The sequence below is a fragment of the Serratia bockelmannii genome, from assembly GCF_008011855.1.
Taxonomy (GTDB): domain Bacteria; phylum Pseudomonadota; class Gammaproteobacteria; order Enterobacterales; family Enterobacteriaceae; genus Serratia; species Serratia bockelmannii.
In genome coordinates this window covers 197,674-213,482 of sequence record NZ_VOUX01000001.1, presented here as the reverse complement: position 1 = coordinate 213,482, position 15,809 = coordinate 197,674, and the positions used below count along the sequence as shown (strand labels likewise).

Sequence of the window (15,809 nt, the reverse complement as noted above, 5' to 3'; positions counted from 1 at the left end):
CTATCCGCGCCGCCGCTCAACCTCCGCCGCCAGTCGCCGCTGCGCGTCATCGCCCTCGCGCAGCCCGGCGATCACCCCGCCGGCATCGTCGGCGCTGCGGTTTTGGCTCATTTTCCATTTACCTTCGCGCCGGGTAACGGCGATCTCGATACCGACGATGCCTTTAAGCTGTGCGGCGATATAGTTGGCCGGCGCGTCGTCGAGCCGCCAGGGCGCCGGGCGGCGCCCTTCCTGTTGTGCCGTCAGGTCGATCAGCTGGCGGCGCAGCCAGGCCGGATCGTCCGTCACCGTCGGCACGCCATACAGCTGCACCATGCTGTAGTTCCAGGTCGGCACCACTTTGCCGGTCTGGCCCTTGCTCGGGTACCAGCCGGGCGACACATAGCCCTCCACGCCCTGAAAAATCACCAGGCATTCCGCCGCGTGCTGCAGCCGTTGCCAGTGCGCGTTGGCGCGCGACAGGTGCGCCCGCAGCCGGATCTGCCCCTGTTCGACATCGGCCAGAAACGGCAGCGGATCGGCCGTTAATCCCTGCTCGCCGTGGCTGACCAATAGCCCCAACGGGTGGGCGCGCACCAGCGCCAGTTGGGCATCCAGATTGTCTTCGCGAAATGTGGCGGGTTGAAACATCAGTGTGGCTCCTTATCGCTCTCTCATGATGACAACAGTAAAGCACCCGCCGGCGGCCTACTTAAGATCCGCTTTCTGAGTATTTCGAGTGATCCGGTTTAACAACAGCAGGGCGATGCCCATCGCCAACAGATTAAATACCATGGCGCCGGCAAAGGCCTGGGCATAGCGCTCCGCTGCGCCGCCGCTCGCCAACAGCGGCACAAAAGCGACGCCGCTGACCACGATGCCCAGCGCGCCCCCCACCTGCTGCACGGTGGCAACCAGACCCGCCGCCATGCCCGCCTGCCGCTCCGGCGCCAAACCCAGCACCAGATTCAGCAGCGGCGTCATGCTCAGCGCCTGACCGAATCCCAGCACCACTAACCCCGGCAGCAGCCGCAGAGGGTGCGCCAGCGCCTCACCCCACAGCGCCTGCGCCATCAATAGCGCCAACCCGGCGGCGTAAATCGCCACGCCCACGCTCAGTACGCCATTGCCCCAACGCAGCGCCAGCCGGGGCGCCAGCATCGACGCCAGCATAAAGGCCGCGCTGGCCGGGGCGAACAGGCTGCCCGCCTGAAAAGGCGTCAGCCCCGCCCCCGCCTGCAGCAGCAGTGCGAAACACAAGAAAAACGAGGAGGCGGTGGCATAAATCGCCAGCACCACCGCCATGCCCGGCGCGAAGCCCGCCTGACGGAACAGCGCCGGATCGAGCACCGCATCATCACCGCGCTGCGCCAGACGGCGCTCCCAACGCAGAAAGCCCCACAGCGTCAGCATCGCTAACGCCAACATCGGCGCTATCCACCACGGCCAGCCGCGCGCCGGCCCCTCCAGCAACGGCAGCAACAACAGCGACAGGCCGGTCGCCGCCAGCCACAGGCCAACGCCGTCCAGCCGCTGCGCCTGCGCCACGCGCGATTCGGGAATGCGCCGCGCCGCCCACAGCGCCAGTGCGCCGATCGGCAAATTGATCAAAAAGATCATGCGCCAGCCGCTGCCGAACAGGTTAGCCTCGATGATAAATCCGCCGAGGATCTGGCCGAAGATCGCCGCCAATCCCAGCGTCATGCCCAGCCAAGCGAAGGCGCGCCGCCGCTGTTGCGGCGCGTACAGCACCCGCATCAAGGCGTAAATTTGCGGGAACAACAGCGCCGCCGTCGCCCCCTGCAGAATACGCGCGGCGATCAACAGGCTGAGCGATCCCGCCAACCCGCACAGCAGAGAACTCAGCGTGAATCCCAGCATGCCGAGGCTGAACAGACGCCGACGTCCGAAGCGATCGCCCAGACGCCCACCGGCGATCAGCAGCACCCCAAACGCCAACTCATAACCGGCGACGATCAAACCGACACCGGCGAAATCGGCGGCGAACTGCCGCTGGATCACCGGCGCCGCCACGTTGACCACAAACAGATCGAACACCGTGACGAACCCGCCCAACAGCAGCACCGGCAGGCCGGGCAGCCCTCGCCGCTCACGAGATAATGAATGTTCCATACCACCTCCAGAGATTATGATGGCCGCAGTATGGAACAGGGTTTAAACTGTTACTATATAGCCATTTATACTATTACTGACAGCAACAGGACGGCCGCCATGCCCCCACGCACCCTCGAACGCACCCGCCACGAACTGGCGGACTTTCTGCGGCAAAAACGAGAACAGCTGTCGCCGGAGGCGGTCGGTTTGCCGAGCGGCAGCCGCCGCCGCACGCCGGGATTGCGGCGCGAGGAGGTGGCGGCGCTGGCCGGCGTCGGCCTCACCTGGTACACCTGGCTGGAGCAAGGCAGGGAAATCAATGCGTCGGTGACGTTTTTGGAAAATCTGGCGCGGGTGCTGCAGCTCGACGCCGCCGGCCGCTACCACCTGTTCTTATTGGCGCATCAGCGCCCGCCGGTGCCGGTCGGCCATCAGTGGTGCCAGGTCTCGCCGCTGGTGCGGCGCCTGCTGGACGATCTGACGCTGCGGCCGGCTTACGTCATGAACCTGAGTTGGGACATCATCGCCTGGAATCCGGCGGCGCAGCGGCTGTTCGCCATCGACGAACGTCCGGCGGAAGAGCGCAACATGCTGTGGATGCTGTTTGCCGATCCGCAGCTTAATGAACGCCTGCTGGAGTGGCAGGCGCAGGCGCCGCAGATCCTGGCCAGCTTCCGCCGCGACTATGCCCGTGCGCCGGAGGATGAGGTGATGCGCCAACGGGTACAGGCGCTGGAGCGGGTGTCGCCGCCGTTCCGCCGGCTCTGGCGGCAGCACGATATCCACGGGCGCTGCCAGGGGCGACGCAGCTTCATCGTCCCGGAGATCGGCCCGGTCACCTTTGACCACGCCTCTTTTATCGTCGACGAAGAGAATCACCTGCGGCTGGTGATGTACAGCGCGCTGCCGGACGAACCGGCCAGCGCGGCGTTTGAAGCGCTGCTGCGCGAGGGTTAGCGGCGGCTGTCGAAAATGAGCTTGCAGGCCAGCCCGGCAAATACGCCGCTCAGCAGGTAGTTCGGCCAGCGGGCGCTGAAGCGGCGGCCGGCGAAGCGGCTTTTCATGCGGCTGACCGCCAGGATCACCCCGCCGTTAATCAGCAACCCCACCAGATTCAGCACCGTCGCCAGCGCCAGCATCTGTACCACCACCGAGCCGGCACGCGGATCGATAAACTGGGGGAACAGCGCCAGCACGAACAGTGCCATTTTCGGGTTGAGGATGTTGGTGAACAGTCCCTGCCGGAAAATTCGCGCCGTCGGCACGGCCTGCAACCCGGCAGAAGCCTGCAGACTGCTGCCGGATCGCAGCGTTTTCCACGCCAGGTAGAGCAGATAGGCGGCGCCCAACATTCTCACCGCGTCGTAAGCCAGCGGCACCGCGACGAACAGTTGCGACAACCCCAGCGCCGCCGCCAGCGCGTGGCAGTATGTGCCGAGCTGAATGCCCGCCAGCGAAGCGAAACCGGCGCGCCGCCCCTGGCTGACGCTGCGCGAAGCGATCAGCAGCATATCCGGGCCGGGGGTCAGCGCCAGCGCCACGCAGGCACCGGAAAACAACAACAACGTTGCGGCATCAATCATGAATCACCTGATAAGAAGACGGACGGGGATGGAACGTCCATCATAGCGACGCCGACGTGGCTTGTCAGCGCCGCTCACCTCAGATCACCCACAAATCGAGATACTCGTTGACCGGCATCTGCGCCAGCCGCTGGCGGTCCAGCGACACCTCGAGAATGCGCTGCTGCTGCAGGGCTGGGAACTGGCGCGCCAGGTTGGTTTTGAACTTCTCGATCAGCAGCGGGATGCCCTCTTCGCGCCGCCGCGCATGGCCGATAGGATACTCCACCGCCACCTCATCCAGACGGCTGCCGTCGGCGAACTCCACCGTCAGCGCATTGGCGATCGAGCGCTTTTCCGGATCGTGATAATCGCGCGTGAAAGCGGGATCTTCATGGCAGTGGATCTTGCTACGCAATGCGTCGATACGCGGATCTTCGGCCACCCGGTCTTCGTAGTCCGCCGCCGTCAGCCGGCCGAACAGCAATGGGATCGCCACCATATACTGAATGCAGTGATCGCGATCCGCCGGGTTATCCAGCGGCCCCTGCTTGTCGATAATGCGCAGGCAAGCCTCGTGGGTGCGGATGCTCACCCTGGCGATGTCGGCGGCGGTTTTGCCGGCGGCCTGCATCTGGCGGTGCAGCGTCATGGCCGCCTCCACGGCGGTCTGGGCATGGAACTCCGCCGGGAACGAAATTTTAAACAGCACGTTCTCCATCACATATGCGCCGTACGGCCGCTGGAAGCGGAAAGGTTTGCCGTTGAACGAGACGTCGTAGAATCCCCAGGTCGGTGCCGTCAGCGCCGAGGGGTAGCCCATTTCGCCGGTGGCGGCCATCAGCGCCAACCGCACCGCGCGGGCGGTCGCATCTCCCGCTGCCCAGGATTTGCGGGTGCCGGCGTTCGGCGCGTGGCGATAGGTACGCAGCGACTGCCCGTCCACCCACGCCAGCGACACCGCGTTCAGGATCGCCTCGCGGCTCAGGCCGAGCAGCTGCGCCACCACCGCGGTGGACGCCACCTTCACCAGCAGCACGTGATCCAACCCTACCCGGTTGAAGGCGTTTTCCAGCGCCAGGCAGCCCTGGATCTCATGCGCCTTGATCATGGCGATCAGCACCTGCCGCATGGTCAGCGGCGCTTTGCCTGCCGCCACCGCCTGGCGAGAGAGCCAATCGGCCACCGCCAGGATCCCGCCCAGGTTATCCGACGGGTGGCCCCACTCCGCCGCCAGCCAGGTGTCGTTGAAGTCGAGCCAGCGGATCATGGCGCCGATATTGAACGCCGCCTGCACCGGATCCAGCTGGAAACGGGTGCCCGGCACCCGGCTGCCGTTCAGCACCTCGGCGCCCGGCACCACCGGCCCCATCAGTTTCTTGCAGGCCGGGTAGCTCAGCGCCTCCAGCCCGCAGCCGAGGGTGTCGAGCAGGCAATAGTGAGCGGTGCGGTACGCCGCCGGGGTATCGACGGCCTCTTTCATCACATAATCGACGATATCGACCATTTCGCGATCGAACGGCGGACGGCGGGTATTGGCAGACTCAAGCATCATGATTCCCAAAGGCTCCAGAGTGAAAACGACACGATAACGACCGGCGCTCAGCGCTGATCCAGCGGTACGAAGGCTCGCGCTTCCGGCCCGGTATAGTTGGCGGACGGGCGAATGATTTTGTTGTCCTGCCGTTGCTCGATGATGTGCGCCGACCAGCCGCTGACGCGCGCCATGACGAACAGCGGCGTGAACATTTCGGTGGGCACCCCCAGCTGGTGGTAAGACACCGCCGAGAACCAGTCGAGGTTGGGGAACATGTTTTTGGTGTCGTGCATCACGCTTTCCAGCCGATCGGCGATGTCATACAGCTTCATCGCGCCCGCTTCCTGCGACAGGCGCAGTGCGATCTCTTTGATCACCTGATGGCGCGGATCGGAGACGGTGTACACCGGGTGCCCAAAGCCAATCACCACCTCTTTGTTGTCGATGCGGCGGCGAATGTCGGCTTCCGCTTCGTCCGGCGTTTCATAGCGTTGCTGGATCTCCAGCGACACCTCGTTGGCGCCGCCGTGCTTCGGCCCGCGCAGCGCGCCAATGGCGCCGACGATCGCCGAATAGACGTCGGATCCGGTGCCGGCGATCACCCGGCCGGCGAAGGTCGAGGCGTTGAACTCATGCTCGGCGTACAGGATCAATGACGCGTGCATGGCCTGTTCCCAGCTGGCGGAAGGCGCCTCGCCGTGCAGCAGGTGCAGGAAGTGGCCGCCGATGGAATCGTCGTCGGTCTCCGGCTGAATACGTTCGCCGTTGTGGCTGTAGTGATACCAGTAGAGCAGCATCGATCCCAACGACGCCAGCAGCCGATCGGCAATGTCGCGCGCGCCGGCCGCGCCGTGCTGCTCTTTTTCCGGCAGCGTGCAGCCAAGGGCCGAAACGCCGGTGCGCATCACGTCCATCGGATGCGAAGCCGCCGGCAGCGCCTCCAGCACCGTGCGCACGCTGGCGGGCAGGCCGCGCAGCGCTTTGAGACGGTGTTTATAGGCCTGCAGCTCGTCGCGGTTGGGCAACTTGCCGTGGATCAGCAGATGGGTGACCTCTTCAAACTCGCAGTGGCGCGCGAGATCGAGGATGTCGTAACCGCGGTAGTGCAGATCGTTGCCGCTGCGCCCTACGGAACACAGCGCAGTATTTCCGGCGGGCACGCCGGATAACGCCACGGATTTTTTCGGCTTAACGCCAGTCGGGCTTTGCGGGGGGATCGCTTGGCTCATACTGTCCTCATTTGGCTTCTGCGTGAATGGCGCCTATTCGTCGCGTTGGCGAGCGAACAGAGCGTCGAGTTTCTCTTCGAACAAATAGTAGTTGATGCTTTCGTACAGCTCGTTGCGGGTCTGCATGGTGTCGATGACGCTTTTCTGCGTGCCCTCCTCGCGCAGGGCGCGGTACACCCGCTCCGCCGCCCGGTTCATCGCCCGAAAGGCCGACAGCGGATACAGCGCCATATCCACCCGAGCGCTGCGCAGCTCGTCGGTGGTGAACAGCGGCGTCGCGCCGAATTCGGTGATGTTGGCGAGGATCGGCACCTGCGTCGCTTCGGCGAAACGGCGGTACATGCCCAGTTCGGTGATCGCTTCCGGGAACAGCATGTCGGCCCCGGCCGCCACGTAAGCCTGAGCGCGCTCGATGGCCGCCTCCAGCCCCTCCACCGCCAGCGCGTCGGTGCGCGCCATGATCACGAAGTCCGGATCGCTGCGCGCATCTACCGCCGCCTTGATGCGATCCACCATCTCTTCGGTGGAGACGATGGCCTTATTGGGCCGATGGCCGCAGCGCTTGGCGCCGACCTGATCTTCGATATGCAGCGCCGCCGCCCCGGCCTTGCTCACCGAGCGCACCGTGCGGGCAACGTTAAACGCCGATGCGCCGAAACCGCTGTCGACATCCACCAGCAGCGGCAGCGGGCAGACGTCGGTGATGCGGCGAATATCGGTCAACACATCGTCCAGCGTCGAAATGCCCAGGTCCGGCAGCCCCAGCGAACCCGCCGCCACGCCGCCGCCGGAAAGATAGATGGCCTGGAACCCGGCCCGCTGGGCCAGCAGCGCATGGTTGGCGTTGATCGCGCCGGCGATTTGCAGGGGTTTCTCTTTATTCAGGGCCTGACGAAAGGCGAGCCCGGGTGAGCGCAGCGTCATGACGTTTTCTCCGATTAGCCAGATGAAACAGACAGAGCAAGGAGCGGGCCAGGTTTCACTTCGGTGAGGGGAAAAATTAAAAACGATAAAAATAAGTGAGTTACAACATATTCAGCGCCATTGGCCTGGCAAAGGGATAAAAAACGTTTCAGTTAACGTTTCAATCGTTGTTTCACACAGTAAATTTGAAACATAACTGAAACCGGGCTACACCTAATGCAGCCACTTCCATTCGGTAACCCACCATGAGCGATCACATCACGCCATCCCGCGCGCCGGACAAACCGGTGATCTGGACCGTCTCCATCACCCGCCTGTTCGATCTGTTCCGGGACATCAGCCTCGAGTTCGACCATCTGGCGACCATCACCCCGATCCGTCTCGGCTTCGAGGAGGCGGTGCAGCACATCCGCGCACGCCTGGCGACCGAACCGTGCGACGCCATCATCGCCGCCGGCTCCAACGGCGCCTACCTGAAAAGTCGCCTGTCGGTGCCGGTCATCCTGGTCAAGCCCGGCGGCTTCGACCTGCTGCAGGCGCTGAGCAAGGCGCGCAGAACCGCCGATCGGATCGGCGTCATCACCTATAAAACGCCTTTGCCCGCACTGATGGAGTTCCAGCAAACCTTCGATCTGCCGCTGGAGCAGCGCAGTTACGTCACCGAAGAGGACGCCCGCGGCCAGATCGCCGAGCTGAAAGCCGCCGGTATTCAGGCGGTGGTCGGCGCCGGCCTCATCAGCGATCTGGCGGAAGAGGCCGGGCTCACCGCCATTTTTCTCTATTCCGCCGCCACCCTGCGCGCCGCTTTCAGCGATGCGCTGGACGTAACGCGCCTGATGCTGAGCGGCGGCAAACGCGGCGGCGATTACGCCGCACGCGATACCCTGCAGCCACGCTATGGGCTGGGCGATTTGCAGGGCGACTCCCCGCAGATGGAGCAGACCCGGCGCACCATCATGTTGTACGCCCGCTCGCCGGCGGCGGTATTAATTGAAGGAGAAACCGGCACTGGCAAAGAGCTGGCGGCGCAGGCAATCCACCGCGAATACTTTTCCCGGCGCGGCGCACCGTCCAGGGGGGCGACGCCGCCGTTCGTCGCCATCAACTGCGGCGCCATCGCCGAATCGCTGCTGGAGGCGGAGCTGTTCGGCTATGAGGAAGGCGCCTTCACCGGTTCACGGCGCGGCGGCCGGCGCGGGCTGCTGGAAACCGCCAACGGCGGCACCCTGTTTCTGGATGAGATCGGCGAAATGCCGCTGCACCTGCAAACGCGACTGCTGCGCGCGCTGGAAGAGAAAACTATCACCCGGGTGGGCGGGCAACAGCCGGTAACGGTCGACTTTCGCGTCATCAGCGCCACCCACACCCGCCTGGAGCAGGCGATTCAACGGGGCGGTTTTCGCGCCGATCTGTTTTATCGCCTGAGCGCCCTGCGGCTGCAGCTGCCGCCATTGCGGGCGCGCGGCGACGATATTGCGATGCTGGCGGAACACTTTCTGAAACAGTCGCTGGCGGCGCTCGATGTGCCGCTGACGGAGCCGCTGCGCACCGCCCTGGCCGGCTGTTACGCCGCGCTAAGCCATTACGCCTGGCCCGGCAACCTGCGCGAACTGCGCAACATGATGGAACGGGTAGCGCTGATGCTGAGCACCGGCGCAGCGCCGAGCGGTGAAACGCTGCAGTGGCTGTTGCCGGAGCTGGCGGCGGTCACGCCGCCCGAGACGCAGGCGGCGCCCATCTCCGCCCACGAAGCCCTGGCGCGGTGCGGAGGCGACCACGCCGCCGCCGCCCGGTTGCTCGGGATCAGCCGCACCACTTTATGGCGCCGGCTGAAAAAACCGAACTGAGCATCAGCCGGCGCGCCGGCCGTCCGAGGCCGGCAGCAGTCGCGCTCGCCGATCGCCCAGCAGGTTCATGCCCGCCGCCGCCAGCAGGATGATCGCCGCACCCAGCAGCTGCCACGCCGACAGGCGGTGGCCAAACGCCAGGCGATCCACCAACATGGCGGCGATCGGGTAGATAAACGACAGCGAGCCGATCAGGTTGGTGGGCAGCTTCTGCAGCGCACCGTACATCAACACGTACATCAGGCCGGTGTGCAGCACGCCGAGCGTCGCCAGCATCCCCCACTGCCCAACGCTGGCCGAAACATGGAAATCCACCAGCGGCAACAGCATCATCGCCCCTACCGTCACCTGGATCAGCGCAATGAGATGCGGCGGCGTGCCCTTCAGCCGCTTGGCCGCCAGCGCCATCAGGGCGTAGAAAAACGCCGCGCCGAGCGCCAGCGCGATGCCCGCCAGATAATGGCTCTGCTCCCCCGCCTGCCGCGGCTGCGCCAGCACCACCAGCATCATGCCGCCGAACGCCAGCCCCAGCCACAGCAGCTTGCGGGCGGTCAGCCGTTCCCCCAAAAACAGCGCCCCCAGCCCCACCAGCATAAACGGCTGGGTGTTATACACCGCGGTGGCGATGGAAATAGAGGCATAGGAATAGGCGGCAAACAGCAGCAGCCAGTTGATCACCAGCGCGACGCCGCCGGCGATCGCCAGCAGCAGCGTGGCGCGCGTCAGCGCATCGCGTCGCAGCTGCCCCAATACGCCGCACACCGCCAGCAGCACCAGCGCGCCTACCGCGCAGCGCCAAAACACCACGTTGATAACCGGCTGGCCTGACATCAACACAAACCAGCCGATAGAGCCGGAAATCAACATCGCCGCCGCCATCTCCAGCGATCCGCGTTTTATCTCTGCATTCATTCTGCGTTCCTCGAAGCTTGCCCAGAGACATAGCTTGCGGCTTCGCGGGGCGGCTTTCCATAGCATAAAAAAGGCAGATATGCTTAACTGCCTTTTTCTCGCAGCTATAATAAAGAAAACACCTAACGGAGGCGTTATGGATGATATCGATCGCCAAATCCTGACCATTCTGGCGGAAGATGCGCGTGCATCGTTGAAGACGCTGAGCGCGCAGGTGGGGCTGTCGTCGCCGAGCACGTCGGAAAGACTGCGGCGGCTGGAAGAAAGCGGCGTGATCCAGGGTTATACCCTGAACGTCAATCTGCAGGCGGTAGGCTATGCCTTCGAGTCGCTGGTGCGCATCAAGCCGCTGCCGGGCATGCTGAAGAAGGTCGAGCAGCTGATTCAGGCGATCCCGGAAGTGGTCGAATGCGATAAGGTGACCGGCGAAGACTGCTTTATCGTGCGGCTGGTGGCGCACTCGATGGAACAGCTCGACCATACCCTCGATCGGCTGGCCGAGCATGCGCAGAGCAACACCTCGATCGTGAAAACCACGCCGGTCAAGCGCCGCCTGCCGCCGCTGCTCTGATCAACGCCGCCGTTTGCGGGCGAACGGGTTGCCGCGCTTCTTCTCTTTTTTGGCCGCGTCGGCGGCGGATTTCAGCGCCGCCAGATGCGCCTTGTCGGCCTCCGGCACCGCGCGCTGCTCAATCGGGAACACCGGCAGCGACGCCAACAGCCGCGAACCGTAGTTTTTGGTCAACAGCCGGCGATCGTAGATCACGATCTCGCCGTAGCATTGGTTACTGCGGATCAGTCGGCCGACCTGCTGGATCAGGTTGAACGAGGCGCTCGGCAGGCTCTGCACTTCGAACGGATAGCGCTTCAGTGATTTCAGCCACTCGCCTTCGGTGATGATCACCGGGCTGTCGATCGGCGGGAACGCGATTTTGTGAATATGCACCTGGGTCAGCAGTTCGCCTTTCAGATCCAGCCCTTCGGCGAACGATTGCAGCCCCACCAGCACGCTGGCGACGCCCTTCTCCACCCGCTTGCGGTGCTCTTCCACCAGCCGGTAGCGCGGCTGGTCGCCCTGCACCAGCAGCATCAGCCGCAGATCGGTCACGTAGCTGAGGAAAGTCTGCATCGCCCGGTGGCTGCTGAACAGGATCAGCATGCCTTTGTGTTTGCCGCTCGCCTGCTCGGCGCGGAAAAACCGCGCCATCTCCTCGAGGTGCTCCGCCTCGTTGGCGAGCGCCGGTTCATAGCGCATCTGCGGAATGACAATTTTGCCCTGTTCGACGTGATTGAACGGCGAAGAGAGCGTTTCGAAGCGATCGCCGGCCTTCTCGCTCAGCCCGCTCATCTCCTGCAAACGCGCGAAGCTGTTCAGTGAACGCAGCGTGGCCGAGGTGACCACCACGTGCGGCACCTTGCGCCACAGCAGCTTCTCCAGCTGGTCGCTGACGCGGATGCCGACGCAGTGCAAATACAGATGGGTAACGTTATCGCGCAGCTCGCGCGTGACCCATTTGGAGATCGGCGCGTTGGACGACTTGTCGAGCGCCGCCAGCCGCCACAGCTTGCTCATCGCCTCCAGATAGCCCAGCGTGCGGCTCATCTGAATGATCGCGCGATGCAGACGCACGATGTCGTGCTTGCCGGTCTGCTCGGTAAGATCGTTAAGCACGAACTCCGCCAGCCCCCGTAATGCATCGGTCAGTTTAAACAGCCGCGCGCAGCTCTCCACCATCTCCGCGGGCAGCTCGCCCATTTCAAAACGGTGCTCGGCCGCCACGCTATCGCCGGGCAGGTAGGCGCTGACCTGATGCTCGAAGATCTGCACCAGCTCGCGCAGCTCTTCGCAATGATTTTTCAGCCGTTCGCTGTTGGCCAGCCCCGGCGGATTCTTCGGCCGGTACTGCGTCATGCACTGCTCGACCTGGCGCACGATCATGTCCAACTGCAGGTTGGTCGACAGCGCGGTGATTTCCCCGTCGATCTCCAGCGCGTCGCGCGCCACCTCAGGCAAATGATGGCCTTCGTCCAGCACCAGCAGCAATTCTTTCGGGTTCGGCAGCACCGATTCCGTCTCCAGCGCCGCCATCACCAGCGCGTGGTTGGCCACCACCACGTCGGCGCTCTCGATCTCTTTGCGGGCAATATAGAACGGGCATTCGCGAATGTAGTGGCAGTTGCGCCCCAGGCAGTTGGCCTTGTCGGTGCTCAGCTTGGCCCACAGCGGATCGTCGATGCTCTGCTGATAGTGATCGCGCAGCCCGTCCCACTCGAAGCGAGCCAACGCCTTGGTCAGTTTCTGGCACAGCGCCTGCTCTTCGCCGCTGGACGGCGCCAGTTCGTCGTCGAGGAACAGCGTCAGATCGCCCTGTTGACTGACGTCGGTGCTCATCGCCGCCAGGTTACGCGGGCAGACGTAACGCCCGCGGCCAAAGGCACCGGTAAATTTCAGATCGGGGATAATCTTCTTCAGCAGCGGCAAATCTTTGCTGTAGATCTGGTCCTGTAGCGCCACGTTGGCGGTGCTCACCACCAGCGGCTTGCTCTCCGCCCGCCCGACGGCGATGCCCGGGATCAGATAAGACAGCGTTTTACCGACGCCGGTCGGCGCCTCGATCGCCAGATGGCGCGGGTAGTCACCGGCCAACGTCTTCGCCACCTCGGCGATCATCTGACGCTGGGGCGCGCGGGAAATGAAATCCGGTATTTGCTGCTGCAGGGCTTTGTACCACTGGCCAATCTGATCTTTAACTGCGGAGGAGAGCGCCATTCAACTCTTATCTAAACGAAATGATGGCGCTATTGTCCCACAGACCGCCGGCGACGTCAGCCCGAGTTACGCCTGCGGATCGATCATCGAGGCGCGACCACCGCCGAACGACCACTCGTCCAACTGGGTGGTGGCGATCACCACCATCACATCCTCGGGGTTCAGCCGCAGCTTTTCCATCAGCAACGCCGCCAGCCGTCGGTAGAAACGCCGCTTGGTGTCGCTGTCGCGCGGCCGCCCGGCGGTGATGTAAAACAGCACGAAATCCGCGCTGCGCGGCCCGCCGAGATAGTCGCGATCGTAGATAAGCTCACCGGGGCGGTATTGATCGAACACCTGAAATTTGTCCGCCGGCGGCACCTCGAACGCCTCCACCAGCGCCTGATGCAGGCTGTCGGACAAGGTTTGCAGGTAGTCGGCGGATTTGCCCTGATGCAGGGCGATGCGGCTAAACGGCATGGGGCGCCTCCGGTTCCAGCTCGCGCAGGCGCGCCACGGCCGATGCCGCTGCAGGCCAACCGGCGTAGAACGCCAGATGGGTGATGAGCTCGGCCAGTTGCTGACGCGCCACGCCGTTGCGCTGCGCCAGCTGCAGGTGAAACGGCAGCTGTTCCACGCGGTTGAGCGCCACCAGCGCGGCGACGGTGATCAGGCTGCGCTCGCGCGGGCTCAGCTCTGGCCGCTGCCAGACATCGTCAAACAATATGTTGTCGCTGAGCTGCGCCAGCTTGGGGGCAATATCGCCGAACGCCTGTTGCCCGGCCTGGGATTCTGATGGCATCACACTCTCCTGTCAGTTACGGATAGCCTTACGCTACCCGCCGCCGCAGCGAGTGAAAATCGGGATTTTCGACAGTCTCGGTTCAGAAAAACGGGAGGGTTCCCCGCCGGGCAGCGGGGAGGTTTCACGATTCCAGTGGGGCAACGCCGTCGAAATGGGCGCTCAGCAGCGCATTCAGCTCCGGCCGCTGCTCCACCCGTTCGGCGATGGCGTACAGCCGCGGGCAGTGCTGCCGGAACCACGCGCGGCCCGGCCGCCAGTTGCACATCACCGCCACGTACAGATCCAACGCGCTGAAGCTCTTGCCGAGAAACCACGGGCCCGCTGCGCCGGCGGCGGCGTTCAGCTGCTGCAATAAACGCTCGCGATAATCCATCACCGCATTTTTCAGCTGCTCCGCCCCCGTCGCCTGCGGCTGCCAGCGCTGCGGATGGTCGGCATAGGTGAAGGTGGGGTAAATCTCCGCGTTAATGAATAGCAGCCAGCGCAGAAAACGCGGCAACAGCGGTGAGCCGCCGGGCGGCGCCAGTTCAGCATGCGGTGCGCGATCGTGCAGCAGCAGGATAATCGCCGCGCTCTCCGTCATCACTTCGTCATTGGGCAACACCAAGGTAGGCACCTGGCCCAGCGGGTTTAGCGCCAGCAGGCGATCGCGCTCCGGGCCGTCCTGCGTGTAGTCCACCTCCTCATAGCCCCAGGGGAACGCGGTCAACGCCAACGCGGCGGCCACGATCGTCGAACCACAACCCTGCGTGCCGAACAAAGTATAAGTATCGTGCATGATTCCTCCCGCAGCGGAACAAGGTATCGATAACTGTAGACCAGCCGCCGACCGTCGGCTGAAGAAAAAATTCACCCTTTGCGCGACTTTTTTAATCGTTCGACATGAAAATGAATTTTTTGTCATAAATAGATCACATTACTACGGTAAAAATTCTCCGCCGCCAACAATCAGGCGGCACAGTGAAACAGCAATGCAACTGATGATAAGCGTCTTTCAATCGAATAAAGCAGGGTAACCCATGAAACGTAATCTTCTGGCCGTTATTATTCCGGCACTTTTACTTGCGCAAGCGGCACAGGCAGCAGAAATCTACAATAAAGACGGCAACAAGCTCGATTTTTACGGCCGTGTAAAAGCCCTGCATTATTTCTCCGATGATGCCGGCAACGACGGTGATAAAACTTACGTCCGTATCGGCTTTAAAGGCGCGACTCAGATTAACGATATGCTGACCGGCTACGGCCAGTGGGAATATCAGATCGCCGCCAACCATACTGAATCCGACGGCACTAAAGACACCAAAACGCGTCTGGGCTTCGCCGGTCTGAAATATAAGGATCTCGGCTCCTTCGACTACGGCCGCAACTACGGCATCATTTACGACGTCGGCGCCTGGACGGATATGATCCCTGAATTCGGCGACGATGCTTATATCAAGACCGACAACTTCATGAACGGCCGCACCAACGGCGTCGCCACCTACCGTAATAACAACTTCTTCGGTCTGGTTGACGGCCTGAAATTTGCCGTGCAGTACCAGGGCAAGAACGAAAACGACGGCCGCTCCGCCAGCAAGGCGAACGGCGACGGTTGGGGCCTCTCCTCCAGCTACGAAATCATCGACGGCCTGAGCGTGGGTGCCGCCTATGCCTCTTCCAACCGCACCGCCACGCAAAAAGCGGGCACCTTCGGTAAAGGCGACAAGGCCGATATCTGGGCCGGTGGTCTGAAATACGACAACAACAACGTCTACCTGGCCGCGACTTATTCGCAGAGCCGCAATATTGCGCCTATTTCCGGCACCGCCACCATCAATAACAATTCGACTTCCGTTAGCGGCTTCGCCAATAAAGCGGAAGGGATTGAATTGGTCGCGCAATATCAGTTCGACTTCGGTCTGCGCCCATCGCTGGGTTACGTTCAGCAGAAAGGCAAAGATATTGAAGGCATCGGCGATGTCGATCTGGTTAAATATTTCGACGTGGCGGCGACCTATTACTTCAACAAAAACATGTCCACTTATGTCGAATATAAAATCAACCAGCTCGATGACGACAACAAGCTGGGCCTGAAAAACGACGACGTCGTTGTTCTCGCCCTGACCTACCAGTTCTGATGTGATGAATGAATAACCACCACTGCAAACTTT

15 protein-coding genes are annotated in these 15,809 nt (G+C 62.9%); 4 read left to right on the top strand and 11 right to left on the bottom strand.

The window, feature by feature from the left end; translation table 11 throughout:
• Both FOT55_RS01110 and FOT55_RS01105 read right to left on the bottom strand, forming a co-directional pair.
• Positions 1 to 630, bottom strand: coding sequence for an FMN-binding negative transcriptional regulator (locus tag FOT55_RS01110; RefSeq protein ID WP_147822966.1), 630 nt, complete (start codon positions 628 to 630; stop codon positions 1 to 3).
• 57 nt (positions 631 to 687) lie between these two features.
• The gene (locus tag FOT55_RS01105) at positions 688 to 2,112 is read right to left on the bottom strand and encodes an MFS transporter (protein WP_147822965.1); all 1,425 of its coding nucleotides are present in this window, start codon (positions 2,110 to 2,112) and stop codon (positions 688 to 690) included.
• Positions 2,113 to 2,211: 99 nt separating this feature from the next.
• Here FOT55_RS01105 and FOT55_RS01100 point away from each other — a divergent pair, with 99 nt between their 5' ends.
• Complete coding sequence (locus FOT55_RS01100; protein ID WP_147822964.1) at positions 2,212 to 3,051, top strand: helix-turn-helix transcriptional regulator; 840 nt, start codon at positions 2,212 to 2,214, stop codon at positions 3,049 to 3,051.
• Here FOT55_RS01100 and FOT55_RS01095 read toward each other — a convergent pair.
• From FOT55_RS01095 to prpB, 4 genes are all read right to left on the bottom strand, one after another.
• Entirely contained in the window at positions 3,048 to 3,677 is a 630-nt protein-coding gene (locus FOT55_RS01095) for a LysE family translocator (RefSeq protein WP_147822963.1), read from the bottom strand. The two genes, FOT55_RS01100 and FOT55_RS01095, sit on opposite strands and share 4 nt — an antisense overlap.
• A gap of 79 nt (positions 3,678 to 3,756) precedes the next feature.
• Positions 3,757 to 5,208, bottom strand: coding sequence for a bifunctional 2-methylcitrate dehydratase/aconitate hydratase (locus tag FOT55_RS01090; protein WP_147823035.1), 1,452 nt, complete (start codon positions 5,206 to 5,208; stop codon positions 3,757 to 3,759).
• A gap of 50 nt (positions 5,209 to 5,258) precedes the next feature.
• Entirely contained in the window at positions 5,259 to 6,422 is a 1,164-nt protein-coding gene (gene prpC / locus FOT55_RS01085; protein WP_147822962.1) for a bifunctional 2-methylcitrate synthase/citrate synthase, read from the bottom strand.
• A 33-nt stretch (positions 6,423 to 6,455) separates the two neighbouring features.
• Positions 6,456 to 7,346: a methylisocitrate lyase gene (prpB, locus tag FOT55_RS01080; RefSeq protein WP_049203922.1), complete on the bottom strand. Its 891-nt coding sequence runs from the start codon at positions 7,344 to 7,346 to the stop codon at positions 6,456 to 6,458.
• 245 nt (positions 7,347 to 7,591) lie between these two features.
• Here prpB and prpR point away from each other — a divergent pair, with 245 nt between their 5' ends.
• Positions 7,592 to 9,193, top strand: a complete 1,602-nt coding sequence (gene prpR, locus FOT55_RS01075; protein ID WP_025302066.1) for a propionate catabolism operon regulatory protein PrpR — start codon at positions 7,592 to 7,594, stop codon at positions 9,191 to 9,193.
• 3 nt (positions 9,194 to 9,196) lie between these two features.
• On the opposite strand, the gene FOT55_RS01070 is transcribed toward prpR, so the two are convergent.
• Positions 9,197 to 10,105 carry a DMT family transporter gene (locus FOT55_RS01070; RefSeq protein WP_147822961.1) on the bottom strand — a complete coding sequence of 303 codons (909 nt, stop codon included), beginning with the start codon at positions 10,103 to 10,105 and terminating at the stop codon, positions 9,197 to 9,199.
• 136 nt (positions 10,106 to 10,241) lie between these two features.
• On the opposite strand from FOT55_RS01070, the gene FOT55_RS01065 reads away from it, so the two are divergent.
• Complete coding sequence (locus tag FOT55_RS01065) at positions 10,242 to 10,676, top strand: Lrp/AsnC family transcriptional regulator (protein ID WP_025302064.1); 435 nt, start codon at positions 10,242 to 10,244, stop codon at positions 10,674 to 10,676.
• Here the strand turns inward: FOT55_RS01065 and dinG are convergent, their stop codons facing one another.
• From dinG to FOT55_RS01045, 4 genes are all read right to left on the bottom strand, one after another.
• Positions 10,677 to 12,875 (bottom strand): ATP-dependent DNA helicase DinG, encoded by a 2,199-nt coding sequence (gene dinG, locus FOT55_RS01060; protein ID WP_025302063.1) that lies wholly within the window; start codon positions 12,873 to 12,875, stop codon positions 10,677 to 10,679.
• 66 nt (positions 12,876 to 12,941) lie between these two features.
• Positions 12,942 to 13,334, bottom strand: coding sequence for a tautomerase family protein (locus FOT55_RS01055; RefSeq protein WP_089180676.1), 393 nt, complete (start codon positions 13,332 to 13,334; stop codon positions 12,942 to 12,944).
• Positions 13,324 to 13,656, bottom strand: coding sequence for a carboxymuconolactone decarboxylase family protein (locus tag FOT55_RS01050; protein ID WP_025302061.1), 333 nt, complete (start codon positions 13,654 to 13,656; stop codon positions 13,324 to 13,326). Before FOT55_RS01050 ends, FOT55_RS01055 begins: the two co-directional genes overlap by 11 nt.
• A gap of 124 nt (positions 13,657 to 13,780) precedes the next feature.
• Positions 13,781 to 14,437, bottom strand: coding sequence for a glutathione S-transferase family protein (locus FOT55_RS01045; RefSeq protein ID WP_147822960.1), 657 nt, complete (start codon positions 14,435 to 14,437; stop codon positions 13,781 to 13,783).
• A gap of 241 nt (positions 14,438 to 14,678) precedes the next feature.
• Between FOT55_RS01045 and ompC the strand changes: the two genes are divergently transcribed.
• The gene (gene ompC / locus FOT55_RS01040; RefSeq protein ID WP_025302059.1) at positions 14,679 to 15,776 is read left to right on the top strand and encodes a porin OmpC; all 1,098 of its coding nucleotides are present in this window, start codon (positions 14,679 to 14,681) and stop codon (positions 15,774 to 15,776) included.
• The last annotated feature ends 33 nt before the right edge of the window (positions 15,777 to 15,809 follow it).

Bases quoted from the DNA above. Each gene is read 5' to 3' on its own strand.
- FOT55_RS01110 (WP_147822966.1), bottom strand. From the start codon at position 630: ATGTTTCAACCCGCCACATTTCGCGAAGACAATCTGGATGCCCAACTG.
- FOT55_RS01105 (WP_147822965.1), bottom strand. From the start codon at position 2,112: ATGGAACATTCATTATCTCGTGAGCGGCGAGGGCTGCCCGGCCTGCCG.
- FOT55_RS01100 (WP_147822964.1), top strand. From the start codon at position 2,212: ATGCCCCCACGCACCCTCGAACGCACCCGCCACGAACTGGCGGACTTT.
- FOT55_RS01095 (WP_147822963.1), bottom strand. From the start codon at position 3,677: ATGATTGATGCCGCAACGTTGTTGTTGTTTTCCGGTGCCTGCGTGGCG.
- FOT55_RS01090 (WP_147823035.1), bottom strand. From the start codon at position 5,208: ATGCTTGAGTCTGCCAATACCCGCCGTCCGCCGTTCGATCGCGAAATG.
- prpC (WP_147822962.1), bottom strand. From the start codon at position 6,422: ATGAGCCAAGCGATCCCCCCGCAAAGCCCGACTGGCGTTAAGCCGAAA.
- prpB (WP_049203922.1), bottom strand. From the start codon at position 7,346: ATGACGCTGCGCTCACCCGGGCTCGCCTTTCGTCAGGCCCTGAATAAA.
- prpR (WP_025302066.1), top strand. From the start codon at position 7,592: ATGAGCGATCACATCACGCCATCCCGCGCGCCGGACAAACCGGTGATC.
- FOT55_RS01070 (WP_147822961.1), bottom strand. From the start codon at position 10,105: ATGAATGCAGAGATAAAACGCGGATCGCTGGAGATGGCGGCGGCGATG.
- FOT55_RS01065 (WP_025302064.1), top strand. From the start codon at position 10,242: ATGGATGATATCGATCGCCAAATCCTGACCATTCTGGCGGAAGATGCG.
- dinG (WP_025302063.1), bottom strand. From the start codon at position 12,875: ATGGCGCTCTCCTCCGCAGTTAAAGATCAGATTGGCCAGTGGTACAAA.
- FOT55_RS01055 (WP_089180676.1), bottom strand. From the start codon at position 13,334: ATGCCGTTTAGCCGCATCGCCCTGCATCAGGGCAAATCCGCCGACTAC.
- FOT55_RS01050 (WP_025302061.1), bottom strand. From the start codon at position 13,656: ATGCCATCAGAATCCCAGGCCGGGCAACAGGCGTTCGGCGATATTGCC.
- FOT55_RS01045 (WP_147822960.1), bottom strand. From the start codon at position 14,437: ATGCACGATACTTATACTTTGTTCGGCACGCAGGGTTGTGGTTCGACG.
- ompC (WP_025302059.1), top strand. From the start codon at position 14,679: ATGAAACGTAATCTTCTGGCCGTTATTATTCCGGCACTTTTACTTGCG.